Here is a 13372-nt window from a genome sequence, read left to right as displayed (position 1 = left end):
CCTGGCCATCGCCCCCGCTCAGTCGCGCAGCGACATCGTCATCGCCTCCACCGCGAGCAGCGGGGACACGTTCCGGTCCAGTGCGTCGCGGCAGGCGAGCACCGCCTCGATGCGGCGCAGGGTCCGCTCGGGCGCCGTGTCGCGGGCGATCCGCTCCACCGCGTCCCGTACGTCCTCGTTGGCGATCGGGGTCCGCGCCCGGAGCTGGAGGGTCAGCACATCGCGGTAGAAGCCGGTGAGGTCGGTGAGCGCGAGGTCCAGGCTGTCGCGCTGCGTACGCGTCTTTCTGCGCTTCTGGCGCTCCTCCAGCTCCTTCATCGCGCCCGCCGTGCCGCGCGGCATCCGGCCGCCCTGGCCACCGCCGAGCGCGGTCCTCATCTCCTCGGTCTCCTTGGTGTCGATCTCCTCGGCGACCTGCTTGGCGTCCTCGCCGGCCGCGTCGATCAGCTCCTGGGCCGCCTTGAGGCAGCCGCCGACGTCGCCGACCCGCTGCGGCAGCTTGAGGACGACGGCCCGGCGGGCCCGGGCGCGCTCGTCGGTGGCCAGCCGGCGGGCGCGGTCGATGTGGCCCTGGGTGGCGCGGGCGGCGGCCGCCGCGACCTGGGGCTCGATGCCGTCCCGGCGTACGAGCACGTCGGCGACCGCGTCCACCGGAGGCGTCCGCAGGGTCAGGTGGCGGCAGCGGGAGCGGATGGTGGGCAGCACGTCCTCCAGGGACGGCGCGCAGAGCAGCCAGACCGTGCGCGGCGCGGGCTCCTCGACCGCCTTCAGGAGCACGTTGCCCGCGCCCTCGGTGAGCCGGTCGGCGTCCTCCAGGACGATCACCTGCCAGCGGCCGCCCGCCGGGGAGAGCTGGGCGCGCCGGACGAGCTCACGGGTCTCCTTCACACCGATGGAGAGCAGGTCCGTGCGGACGACCTCCACGTCGGCGTGGGTCCCGACGAGCGCGGTGTGGCAGCCGTCGCAGAATCCGCACCCGGGCGCCCCGCCCAGCGCCCGGTCCGGGCTCACGCACTGCAGCGCGGCGGCGAAGGCCCGCGCGGCCGTCGCCCGGCCGGAGCCCGGGGGCCCGGTGAAGAGCCAGGCGTGGGTCATCTTGGACGCCCCGGGCTCGGGTGCGCCGACGGCATGGGCGGTCACGAACGCGTCGGCGTCCCGCGCGGCGGCGGCCAACTGCTCCTCGACCCGCGTCTGCCCGACGAGGTCGTCCCATACGGCCATGTGCCCTCCTCCGGTACGCCCCAGGTGCCCAGGTACGCCCTCCATTGTGGGGCACCCCTCTGACACACCGGTCCGCAGGAAGGCGCCTGCCCTCCCGTCAGCGGCCCCTGCCCCGCCTGCGGCCGTCGTTCTCGTCGTCGTGCGGGCCGAGGAGTTCGTCCGCCAGGGACGGGAGGTCGTCGAGCGGGGTCTCCTCCGCCCAGTCGGAACGGCGCTTCGGGCGGCCCTGCTCGTCGAGCTGGGGCAGCTCGCGCGTCCGGTCGTTCGACCCGGCGTCCGGCTCGTCACGGAAGATGCCCGGCGGAACCCGGTCGGCCGGGTTCGTGTCCCGTACGGGAGGCAGAACGGCCGTCTCGTCGGCGGCGGGCACCTTCGGCAGCACCGTCGTCTCGTCCGCGGCCGGCTCCTCGGCCGCCGGCATCTGCGGCAGAACCGTCGTCTCCTCCGCGTCGCGCACCGGGCGGAGAACCGTGGTCTGCTCCTCGGGCCGAGGAGCGTCCGGCCGCACGATCGGCGTGGGGACGGTGACCTCGTTGGGCGACACGACGGGCACGGTCCGCGTCACCTCGGCGTCCTCGTCGCGCCGCGCCTCGGGCTTCACGACCGGGGTCGGGACGGTGATCTCGTTCGCCGACTCCTGGGCGGCCCGAGCCGACTCGCGAGCGGCCCGCGCCTCACGCGCCGACTCCTCGGCGGCCCGAGCCGACTCCCGAGCGGCCTGCGCCTCACGCGCCGCCCTCTCGGTCTCGGCCAGACGACGGGCCTCCGCCGCCTTCGCCTCAGCCGCCTTGCGCGCCTCCGCGGCCTTCGCCGCCGCAGCCGCCTGCGCGGCCCTCTCGGCCTCGGCGACCTTCGCCGCCTCAGCGGCAGCCGCCGCCTGCGCGGCCCGTTCCGCCTCGGCAGCAGCCGCGGCCTCCGCCGCGGCCTTCCGTGCCGCTTCCTCCGCCGCCTTCGCGGCGGCGGCCTCGGCCAGACGTCGGGCCTCCTCGGCGCGCAGCAGGGCCTCCTCGGCCTTGCGCTGCTTCTCCAGGCGGCGTTCCTCCGCCTCCGCGCGCAGCCGGGCCTCTTCCTCGGCCTGCTTGCGGCGGCGTTCCTCCTCGGCGCGGCGGGCCTTCTCCTCGGCCTCGCGCCGCTTGCGCTCCTCCTCGGCGGCGAGCCGGGCCTCCTCCGCGCGGCGGCGGGCCTCCTCGGCCTGGCGCTCGGCCTCGCGGCGGCGCGCCTCTTCCTCCTCCTGGCGCTTGCGCTCCTCCTCCTCGGCACGGAGCTTGGCGAGCTGTGCCTGGCGCTCACGCTCCAGGCGCTCCTCCTCGGCCTTGCGCGCGGCCTCTTCCTCCGCCTTGCGCCTGGCCTCCTCCTCGGCCTTCCGGCGCGCCTCCTCCTGGGCCTTCACCTCGGCCTCGGAGAGCGGCAGCATCCGGTCGAGCCGGTGCCGTACGACGGTGGTGACCGCCTCCGGCTCCTGGGCGGCGTCGACGACGAGGTAGCGGCCGGGGTCACCGGCGGCGAGGGCGAGGAAACCGGCCCGCACGCGCGCGTGGAACTCCGGCGGCTCGGACTCCAGCCGGTCCGGTGCCTCGGTGAACCGCTCCCGCGCCGCCTCCGGCGAGACGTCGAGCAGCACGGTCAGGTGCGGGACGAGCCCGCCGGTCGCCCAGCGGTTGATCCGGGCGATCTCGGTCGGCGACAGGTCGCGCCCGGCGCCCTGGTAGGCCACGGACGAGTCGATGTACCGGTCCGAGATCACCACGGCGCCCCGCTCCAGGGCGGGCTTGACCAGCGAGTCGACGTGCTCGGCGCGGTCGGCCGCGTACAGCAGCGCCTCGGCGCGGTTCGAGAGCCCGGCGCTGGAGACGTCCAGCAGGATCGAGCGGAGCCGCTTGCCGATCGGGGTGGCGCCCGGTTCGCGGGTGACGACGACCTCGTGGCCCTTGGCGCGGATCCACTCGGCGAGCGCCTCGGCCTGGGTGGACTTGCCGGCGCCGTCGCCGCCCTCCAGGGCGATGAAGAAGCCGGTCGGGGCGGGCGCCTGCGCCGGGTCGGCGCCGCGCAGCGCGTCCCGCAGGTCACGCCGCAGCGGTACGCCGGCCCGGTCGTCGGTCTTGGCCAGGACGAGGGCCGCGACGGGCAGCAGCAGCGCGCCGACCAGCATCAGCGTGAACGCGGCGCCGCCGTGGGCGAAGACGAAGGAGCCGGAGGCCATCCGGTGCGGCCCGATCGCGGCGGCGAGCAGCGGCGCGCCGAGCGCGCCGACGGCCATGCCGACCCGGACGACGGCCTGCAGGTGCTCGGTGACCCGGGGGCGCCGGGCCTCCTCGGTCTCCTGGTCGACGAGCGTGTGGCCGGTGTTGGCGGCGACCCCGGCCGCGTACCCGGCGAGGACGGCGAGCAGCAGCACCGTGGCCGTGTCCGGCACGAGGCCCATCGCGAGCAGCGCGACACCGGTGAGGGCGATCGCGAGGGCGAGGAGCCGGCGGCGGGAGAGCACGGTGAGGACGGCGGGGGCGGTCCGGATGCCGACGGCGGTGGCCCCGCTCAGCGCCAGGATCAGCAGCGCGAAGGTGACCGGGCCGCCGCCGAGGTCGTACGCGTGCAGGACGGAGACCGCGGCCGCGGCGGCGATCGCTCCGGCGACCGTGGCGCAGGCGATCACGAGCAGTCCGACCGCGCCCGTGCGGCCCTTCTCGGCGGTGGGGCGGCGCAGGCCCTCAAGCGGCGAGCGCGGCCTCGGCGTCTGCCCGCCGGGCAGCTCGATGAAGTAGAGGACGGAGACGGAGGCGGCGAACAGGCCTGCGGCGACGTACGAGCCGAGGGCGGCCTGGTGCAGCGTGAACCAGTCGATGCCGGCGCCGAGCAGGTTGCTCAGCAGGGTGGCCCCGAGGAGCGCGGCGGCGGCGGCCGGTACGGACAGGAAGCCCGTACGCAGCGACAGCCGGCGCAGCGCGTCGAGGTGGTCCGGCAGCGGGCGCACGGCGGCGCCCTCCAGGGGCGGCGCGGGCAGCAGCGCGGGGGCCGCGCCCTCGCGGGCGACGGTCGACAGCCGTTCGGCGGCGCCCGCGACGAAGACGGTGCCGAGCAGGAACCACAGGGCGCTGGACGGGGTCCAGTCGATCCACAGGGGCGCGATCACGAGGAGCGCGATTCGCAGGGCGTCGGCCCCGATCATGGTCCAGCGCCGGTCGAGAGGTCCGTCGGGCCCGGTCAGCTGGGTGAGCGGGCCGAGCAGAACGGCCCCGAACACCACGGAGGCCAGCAATCGAGCGCCGATCACGGCGGCCACGGCCAACGCGGCACCTCTGGCCCCACCGCCGAGGGCTCCCTCGGAGACGGCGACCTGATAGCCCAGCAGCACCAGGACGAGCACGGCAAGTGCGTCGGCCGTCCCTCCGACGAACTGGGCGCTCCACAACCGTCGCAACGGTTGATGGCGCAAAAGCGCCCGTACGGCGCGCTCCCGGGAGTCTGCGACAAGCGCGACGTCGGAGTCTGGCTGCTCTGCTCGCGTCATCCGTCCACCCTATCCGGACCCTCTGACTCCCCGAGGCCTCCATCCGAACAAACGTCGGGCTGTGACAGAACGCGTAAGGGGCGGGGGTCCATGACCCCCGCCCCTTACACACCGCACAAGCGGACTACTCCGACTTCGCCGCCGTCTTCTTCGCGGCCGTCGTCTTCTTCGCCGCGGCCGTCTTCGCCGTCGTCGTCTTCTTCGCGGCCGTCTTCTTGGCCGCCGTCTTCTTCGCCGGCGCGGCCTTCTTGGCGGCCGTCTTCTTCGCGGGCGCCTTCTTGGCCGTCTTCTTCGCGGGCCCCTTGGCCCGCTTCTCGGCGAGCAGCTCGTAGCCGCGCTCCGGCGTGATCGTCTCGACGCTGTCGTCGGTCCGCAGGGTCGCGTTCGTCTCGCCGTCGGTCACGTACGGGCCGAAGCGGCCGTCCTTGACGACCACCGGCTTCTCGCTGACCGGGTCGGTGCCCAGCTCCTTCAGCGGCGGCTTCGCGGCCGCCCGGCCACGCTGCTTGGGCTGCGCGTAGATCGCGAGCGCCTCCTCCAGCGTGATCGTGAAGAGCTGCTCCTCGTCCGTCAGCGAGCGCGAGTCCGTGCCCTTCTTCAGGTACGGGCCGTAGCGGCCGTTCTGCGCCGTGATCTCGACGCCATCCGCGTCCACGCCGACCACGCGCGGCAGGGACATCAGCTTGAGCGCGTCCGCCAGCGTGACCGTGTCGAGCGCCATGGACTTGAAGAGCGAGGCGGTGCGCGGCTTCACCGCGTTCTTGCCGGTCTTCGGGGTGTCCTCGGGCAGGATCTCGGTGACGTACGGGCCGTACCGGCCGTCCTTCGCGACGATCTGGTTGCCGCTGACCGGGTCCACGCCCAGCTCGAAGTCGCCGCTCGGCTTGGCGAACAGCTCCTCGGCGTACGCCACCGTCAGCTCGTCGGGCGCGAGCTCCTCGGGCACGTCCGCCCGCTGGTGCTCCTCGGTGTCCTTCTCGCCCCGCTCGACGTACGGGCCGTACCGCCCGACGCGCAGCATGATGCCGTCGCCGACCGGGAAGGAGGAGATCTCACGGGCGTCGATCGCGCCGAGGTCGGTCACCAGCTCCTTGAGACCGCCGAGGTGGTCGCCGTCGCCGTTCCCGGCGTCCGCCGCGCCGCCGCTGGCGCCGGAGCCCTCGCCCTCACCGAAGTAGAACCGCTTCAGCCACGGCACGGCCTGGGCCTCGCCCCGGGCGATGCGGTCGAGGTCGTCCTCCATCTTGGCGGTGAAGGAGTAGTCGACGAGCCGGCCGAAGTGCGTCTCAAGCAGGTTGACCACGGCGAAGGAGAGGAACGACGGGACGAGCGCCGTCCCCTTCTTGAAGACGTAGCCGCGGTCCAGGATCGTGCCGATGATCGACGCGTACGTCGACGGGCGGCCGATCTCGCGCTCTTCCAGCTCCTTGACCAGCGAGGCCTCGGTGTAGCGGGCCGGCGGCTTGGTCGCGTGGCCGTCGACCGTGATCTCGTCGGCGGACAGCGCGTCGCCCTCGGCGACCTGCGGCAGCCGACGCTCACGGTCGTCCAGCTCGGCGTTCGGGTCGTCGGCCCCCTCCACATAGGCCTTCATGAAGCCGTGGAAGGTGATCGTCTTGCCGGAGGCGCTGAACTCGACGTCGCGGCCGTCGGCCGACCGGCCGCCGATCTTCACCGTGACCGAGTTTCCGGTCGCGTCCTTCATCTGGGAGGCGACGGTCCGCTTCCAGATCAGCTCGTAGAGCCGGAACTGGTCGCCGGTCAGACCGGTCTGCGCCGGGGTGCGGAAACGATCACCCGAAGGGCGAATCGCCTCGTGCGCCTCCTGCGCGTTCTTGACCTTGCCCGCGTAGACGCGGGGCTTCTCCGGCAGGTAGTCGGCGCCGTACAGCTGCGTGACCTGCGCGCGGGCCGCCGAGACGGCGGTGTCGGAGAGGACGGTGGAGTCCGTACGCATGTACGTGATGAAGCCGTTCTCGTACAGCTTCTGGGCGACCTGCATGGTCGCCTTCGCGCCGAAGCCCAGCTTCCGGCTCGCCTCCTGCTGGAGGGTCGTCGTACGGAACGGGGCGTACGGGGAGCGGCGGTACGGCTTCGACTCGACCGACCGGACGCTGAACGAGGTGTCGGCGAGCGAGGCGGCGAGCGCCCGCGCCTTCTCCTCGTCGAGGTGGAGGATGTTCGCGGTCTTCAGCTGGCCGTCGGAGCCGAAGTCCCGGCCCTGGGCGACGCGCTTGCCGTCGACCGTGTTCAGGCGGGCGACCAGCGACGACGGGTCGGACGGGTCGCCGGCGCGGCCGGTGGAGAAGGTGCCGGTGAGGTCCCAGTACTCGGCGGAGCGGAAGGCGATGCGCTCGCGCTCGCGCTCGACGACGAGCCGGGTGGCGACGGACTGGACGCGGCCGGCGGAGAGGCCGCGCATGACCTTCTTCCACAGGACCGGCGAGACCTCGTAGCCGTACAGCCGGTCGAGGATGCGGCGGGTCTCCTGGGCGTCCACCATGCGCTTGTTCAGCTCGCGCGGGTTGCGGACGGCTTCCTGGATCGCGTCCTTGGTGATCTCGTGGAAGACCATCCGGTGGACCGGGACCTTGGGCTTCAGGACTTCGAGGAGGTGCCACGCGATGGCCTCGCCCTCGCGGTCCTCATCGGTGGCGAGGAAGAGTTCGTCGACCCCGGCCAGCTGCTCCTTGAGCTTCCTGACCTGCGCCTTCTTGTCGGCGTTCACGACGTAGATGGGCTGGAAGTCATGCTCGACGTCGACACCGAGGCGGCGCACCTCGCCGGTGTACTTCTCGGGCACCTCGGCGGCGCCGCTGGGGAGGTCGCGGATGTGCCCGACGCTCGCCTCGACGACGTAGCCGGGGCCGAGGTAGCCCTTGATCGTCTTCGCCTTGGCAGGCGACTCGACGATGACGAGTCGGCGGCCGCCCTGTGCGGTCTCGCTGGTCGGGGACAACTTCGCTCTTCTCTCCGGTCGACGCTCGGTGGCACGTACGGCGCCGGCAATCCGCCGGTTCGCACAGCGGCGGCACACACGGTGACGCTGCCGTCGCTGCGGAGTGTGACGGTACAACCCGCCCCCGTGTCAAACGGCGAAAGCCCGCAACGGCCACTCGAACGGTAACCCGACTCCTGGCATTCCTGCCGCCCGGACTCCCGGTCCGGTGGGGCGGGAGTAAGCGGAACGACCTCGTCACACCGCGTCCGGACCCCCGTCGGGACCCGCGTCCCGGCCGCCTCAGACGCGGCCGAAGCACCACACCCCGAGAAGAAGGAAGGTGAGTCCGAAGATCGTCGTCAGGGTCGCGGCCACCGGCGTGGCGACCCCCTGCGCGACCGGTTCACGGTGGGCCACGCGGACCCCCGTCCACAGCAGCAGTGCGGCTCCGAACAGCGCGAACGCCGTTCCGGCGAAGATCGCAGGCCCGCTCTCCATGCCCGTACCCCGTTCCCTTCCCACGCCCCCATGGCCCTGGAGGCCGAGGCTGGCACCTCCCGGCGTCCTGGGTGCGAATTCCGGGTGAACGACGCGGACGGTCCCGGACGGGTTCACGAATATGGCCGGTAGTGCCCCACCCCGACGCGACTCGTTCGTCACATCGCACCGAGGTCGCCGAAATCAGGCCGACCGGATCGAGCCGACCGGATCAAGCCGACGGGAGCAGGAAGCCCTCCTCCACCAGGAGCCGGATGGCCTGCGGGGTGCGGTCCCGCAGCAGCACCGGGTCCTCGCCCATCAGCTGGCCGATCGCGTCCAGGATCCGGCCCGCGCTGAGCGTCCCGTCGCAGACGCCCGCGAATCCGGCGCCGACGTGGTCCACCTTGGTCGCGCGCCGCATGCCGCGGTTCTGCCGCAGCACCACGTGCTCCGGGTCCTCGGCGCCCGGCAGCCCGACCTGCTCCTGCATCACCTCGGGCGCGAGGGTGAAGTGGTCGGCGAGCAGGGCCGCGTCGTCGCGCGACCGCAGGTAGTCCTGGCGCTCGAAGTGGGCGAGCACGGTGTCGCCGAGCGGCTGCTCGACCGGGTGCGGCCACTCCTCGATCACGATGGACGGCTCGACGGCGCCCGAGGCCACCGCCGCGTTCTTGCGCAGGGTGATCCAGCCGAAGCCGACCGCCTTGGTCTTCCGGGCCTCGAACTCGTCCAGCCACGCCCCGTACCGCACCGCGTACTCGGCCGGGTCCGAACGGTGGTCGCCGCTGTCCCGCAGCCACAGCTCGGCGTACTGGGTGACGTCCTGGACCTCGCGCTGCACGATCCAGGCGTCGCAGCCGCGCGGCACCCAGGAGCGCAGCCGGTCCTGCCACTCCTCGCCGTCCACGTGCTGCCAGTTGGCGAGGAACTGGGCGTATCCGCCGTCGTTGAGCCGCTCCCCCGCCTCCTGGACGAGCGTGCGGCACAGGTCGTCGCCGCCCATGCCGCCGTCGCGGTAGGTGAGACGGGCGCCGGGGGAGATGACGAACGGCGGATTCGAGACGATCAGGTCGTACGTGTCGCCGTCGACCGGCTCGAAGAGCGAGCCCTGGAGCAGCTCGGCCTCGCGGGCCCCGGAGAGCGCGAGGGTGAGGCGGGTGAAGTCCAGGGCGCGCGGGTTGAGATCGGTCGCGGTGACCAGCGTGGCGTGCTGGGCGGCGTGCAGGGCCTGGATGCCGGAGCCGGTGCCGAGGTCGAGCGCGGAGGACACCGGCGTACGGACGGTGATGCCGGCCAGCGTGGTGGAGGCGCCGCCGACACCGAGGACCACCCCTTCGTCCTTGCTGCCGATGCCGCCGGCCCCGCCGACGGCGCAGCCCAGGTCGGAGACGATGAACCAGTCCTGCCCGTCGGGCCCGCCGTACGGCCGGATGTCGACGGTGGCACCGACTTCCTGGGCCTCCTGGCCGCCGGGCTCGTGGTCACCGTCCTCGGCGAGCGGGACCAGCCAGCCGTCCTCCAGGCACTCGGCCAGCGGCAGCGCGGCGGCGGCGCGGGCGCGGGAGACGGGGCGCTGGAGGAGGAAGAGCCGTACGAGGGTCTCCAGCGAGGAGTCGCCCCGGGTGGCCCGCAGCGCGGGCACGGTCTCGCTGCGGGCGAGCGCGGCATAGGCGGGGGCGCCGAGCAGTTCGAGGAGGCCGTCGGCGGTGAACTCGGCGGCGAGCAGGGCCTCGCGGAGCCGGGCGGCGCGCGCGGGGACGGGGAGGCGGGAGGTCAGGCTGGTCGTACTCACCCCACCATTGTGGCGGCCGCCACCGACAATGCCGCGTCAGCCCCGCCCGTCCCGCCCGTCCCGAAGTCCCGGACCGGCAAAGGCGGCTCCACGCGCGCGTGCGAAGGCCCCGGGCGAGGCGTGCTCGTCCCGGGGCCTTCGTACGACCGCCTCACGCGGCCGACCGGCTCACGCGGCGCCAGTCGGTGTCGCTACTCCGAGCTCTTGCTCGCGGAGCCCGACGGCTTGGCGGAGGCCTTCTCCGACGGGGTGGAGCCCGGCTGCGGGGAGGTCGCGGCGGGCGACGGGGTGGCCTTCTGGCAGCCCGGCTGCTTCGCCATGGCCGTGCCCAGCTCGCCGGACTGCAGCTTGGCCAGCGCGTCCTGGTCCATCTTCTCGATCCTCTTCAGGCCGTCGGCGACGTCCTGGAGGCCGTCCGCGAACTTCTGCTGGTTGCTCGGGTCGAGCGCGTCGACCTGCTTCTTCAGCCCCTCGTAGGCGACGGCCGTGGCGTTGAGCTCCTTGACCGCGTCCTGCTGGAGCTTCTCGCCGTTGTCGACCGGCGGCGCGCCCGCGCCCTCGATCGCCTTGGCGAGCGCGCGGTCCGCGTCGGCGATGTCCTGGAAGGCCTTCGAGTCGGCGGCCTGGATGTCGGCCGGCTTGCCGTCCGCGGCCGTCGAGATGATCAGCTGCTGGGCGTCGGCCCGCTTCTGGATCTGGGGCTTCGCCTGGTCGCAGACCGTCTTGGCCCAGTCGTTCACCTTGTCGCCGTCGTCGCTGCAGCCCGACAGCGTGAGCACCAGTACAGCGGCGCTGGACAGCGCGACAGCAAGCTTCTTGTTCAACGGATCGGTCCCTTCCAAGGCTCTCGGCCCCGGAACATACACGCCGAACGGGCGACATCCACCTTTCGTGCGACGGATTCATCCCTTATTGCAGCCGATTGCACCAAGGGAGACACGCCTCACGCCACACGCGCGACGGGCGGACGGCACGTCAACACGTGCTGTCCGCCCGCCCTCTGACCTGGTGTTACGAGATGACCGGCGCGTCCGGCGAGGCGGCCGAGCGGCGCGCGGCGTTGCCTTCGTCACCCAAGTCGTCGTCCGCGTCGTCGCCGACGACCACGGAGCGCCGCTTGGAGACGTAGACCGCGCCGACGATGACGGCGATCGCGAGGATCGCGATCAGCGCCCGCAGTCCGCCGCTCGCGTCGTCGCCGAAGCTGAACTGCACCACGGCGGGCGCGATCAGCAGGGCGACCAGGTTCATCACCTTCAGCAGCGGGTTGATGGCGGGGCCCGCGGTGTCCTTGAACGGGTCGCCGACGGTGTCGCCGATGACGGTCGCGGCATGCGCCTCGCTGCCCTTGCCGCCGTGGTGGCCGTCCTCGACGAGCTTCTTGGCGTTGTCCCAGGCGCCGCCGGAGTTGGCGAGGAAGACGGCCATCAGGGTGCCGGTCGCGATGGCGCCGGCGAGGTACGAACCGAGCGCGCCGACGCCGAGGGTGAAGCCGACCGCGATCGGTGCAAGGACGGCGAGCAGCCCGGGCGTGGCGAGTTCGCGCAGCGCGTCCTTGGTGCAGATGTCGACCACGCGCCCGTACTCGGGCTTCTCGGTGTAGTCCATGATCCCGGGGTGCTCGCGGAACTGCCGCCGCACCTCGTAGACCACCGCGCCGGCCGAACGCGACACCGCGTTGATCGCCAGCCCCGAGAAGAGGAAGACGACCGCGGCGCCGAGGACCATCCCGAAGAGGTTGTTCGGCTGCGAGATGTCCATGGAGAGGTTCGTCTCACCGGCCTTCGCCCCGACGTCGGTGACGGCCGTGGCGATGGCGTCGCGGTACGCACCGAAGAGCGCCGCCGCCGCCAGGACGGCGGTGGCGATGGCGATGCCCTTGGTGATGGCCTTGGTGGTGTTGCCGACGGCGTCGAGCTCGGTGAGGACCTGCGCGCCCGCGCCCTGGACGTCGCCGGACATCTCGGCGATGCCCTGCGCGTTGTCGGAGACCGGGCCGAAGGTGTCCATGGCGACGATCACGCCGACGGTGGTGAGCAGACCGGTACCGGCGAGGGCGACCGCGAAGAGCGCCAGCATGATCGACGTACCGCCGAGCAGGAACGCCCCGTAGACGCCGAGGCCGATCAGGAAGGCCGTGTACACGGCGGACTCCAGGCCGATGGAGATGCCGGCGAGGACGACCGTGGCGGGGCCGGTGAGCGAGGACTTGCCGATGTCCCTGACCGGGCGCCGGGTCGTCTCGGTGAAGTAGCCGGTGAGCTGCTGGATCAGCGCGGCCAGGACGATGCCGATGGCCACGGCGACCAGGGCGAGGATCCGCGGGTCGCCGGGGTGGTCGCGGATCCCGGCCTCGGTGACGCCCTTGAGGTCGGCGTAGGAGGACGGCAGGTAGACGAAGACCGCGATGGCGACCAGGGCCAGGGAGATCACGGCGGAGATGAAGAAGCCGCGGTTGATCGCGGACATTCCGCTGCGGTCGGCGCGCCGCGGGGCGACCGCGAAGATGCCGATCATCGCGGTGACCACGCCGATCGCCGGGACGATCAGCGGAAAGGCGAGGCCGAGGTCGCCGAAGGCCGCCTTGCCGAGGATGAGGGCGGCGACCAGGGTGACCGCGTACGACTCGAAGAGGTCGGCGGCCATACCCGCGCAGTCGCCGACGTTGTCGCCCACGTTGTCGGCGATGGTGGCGGCGTTACGCGGGTCGTCCTCGGGGATGCCCTGTTCGACCTTGCCGACCAGGTCGGCTCCGACGTCGGCGGCCTTGGTGAAGATGCCGCCGCCGACCCGCATGAACATGGCGATGAGAGCGGCGCCCAGGCCGAAGCCCTCCAGCACCTTGGGCGCGTCGGCCGCGTAGACGAGGACGACGCAGGCGGCACCGAACAGGCCGAGGCCCACGGTGATCATGCCGACCACTCCGCCGGTACGGAAAGCGATCTTCATGGCCTTGTGCGAGACGGCCGTCAGATCCTTTTCCGGTTCACCCGGCGCCGGGGTCGCCTCTCGTGCCGCGGCGGCCACTCGCACATTCGCCCGTACGGCGAGTCGCATGCCGATGTATCCGGTGGCCGCCGAGAAAAGCGCACCCACCAGGAAGAACAGAGAACGTCCGGCGCGCTGCGACCAGGTGTCGGCGGGCAGCAGCATCAGCAGGAAGAACACGACTACGGCGAAGATCCCTAGTGTGCGCAACTGGCGTGCGAGATAGGCGTTGGCGCCTTCCTGCACTGCGGCGGCGATCTCCTTCATCGAGTCGGTGCCCTCGTCGGCGGCCAGCACCTGGCGTACCAGCAGCCGGGCGACGACCAGGGCCGCCAGCGCGACGACCGCGATGACGATCACGATCGTACGGTTCCCGTCCGTGAGTACCGCTGCGGCGAGAGAAGTGGGGTGTCCGGTCAGTTCTGGGTTGAAGAGCCCCGCCATTCGT

Annotated in this window: 7 protein-coding genes; all 7 read right to left on the bottom strand. The window is 72.5% G+C overall.

All coding sequences use genetic code 11. The features are described from left to right. Nucleotides 1-18 precede the first annotated feature (18 nt). Nucleotides 19-1221: a DNA polymerase III subunit delta' gene (locus Q5762_RS14085; protein WP_315892403.1), complete on the bottom strand. Its 1203-nt coding sequence runs from the start codon at nt 1219-1221 to the stop codon at nt 19-21. A gap of 97 nt (nt 1222-1318) precedes the next feature. Beyond that, a complete protein-coding gene (gene tmk / locus Q5762_RS14080) occupies nt 1319-4726 on the bottom strand; it encodes a dTMP kinase (protein ID WP_315892402.1) in 3408 nt (1135 codons plus the stop codon). 124 nt (nt 4727-4850) lie between these two features. Beyond that, on the bottom strand, nt 4851-7685 hold the full coding sequence (gene topA, locus Q5762_RS14075; protein ID WP_315892401.1) for a type I DNA topoisomerase: 2835 nt from the start codon (nt 7683-7685) through the stop codon (nt 4851-4853). Between the two features lie 282 nt (nt 7686-7967). Then, nucleotides 7968-8165, bottom strand: coding sequence for a hypothetical protein (locus Q5762_RS14070; RefSeq protein ID WP_315892400.1), 198 nt, complete (start codon nt 8163-8165; stop codon nt 7968-7970). Nucleotides 8166-8376: 211 nt separating this feature from the next. Continuing rightward, nucleotides 8377-9936 carry a methyltransferase gene (locus tag Q5762_RS14065; protein ID WP_315892399.1) on the bottom strand — a complete coding sequence of 520 codons (1560 nt, stop codon included), beginning with the start codon at nt 9934-9936 and terminating at the stop codon, nt 8377-8379. Between the two features lie 191 nt (nt 9937-10127). Further along, nucleotides 10128-10760, bottom strand: coding sequence for a small secreted protein (locus Q5762_RS14060; protein WP_315892398.1), 633 nt, complete (start codon nt 10758-10760; stop codon nt 10128-10130). A 187-nt stretch (nt 10761-10947) separates the two neighbouring features. After that, the gene (locus tag Q5762_RS14055; protein ID WP_315892397.1) at nt 10948-13368 is read right to left on the bottom strand and encodes a sodium-translocating pyrophosphatase; all 2421 of its coding nucleotides are present in this window, start codon (nt 13366-13368) and stop codon (nt 10948-10950) included. Nucleotides 13369-13372 lie beyond the last annotated feature (4 nt).

The organism is Streptomyces sp. P9(2023) (assembly GCF_032436795.1).
In the GTDB taxonomy this organism is placed as follows: Bacteria; Actinomycetota; Actinomycetes; order Streptomycetales; family Streptomycetaceae; genus Streptomyces.
The sequence above is the reverse complement of the archived record's forward strand: the minus strand, read 5'-3'. Positions and strand labels throughout refer to the sequence as shown.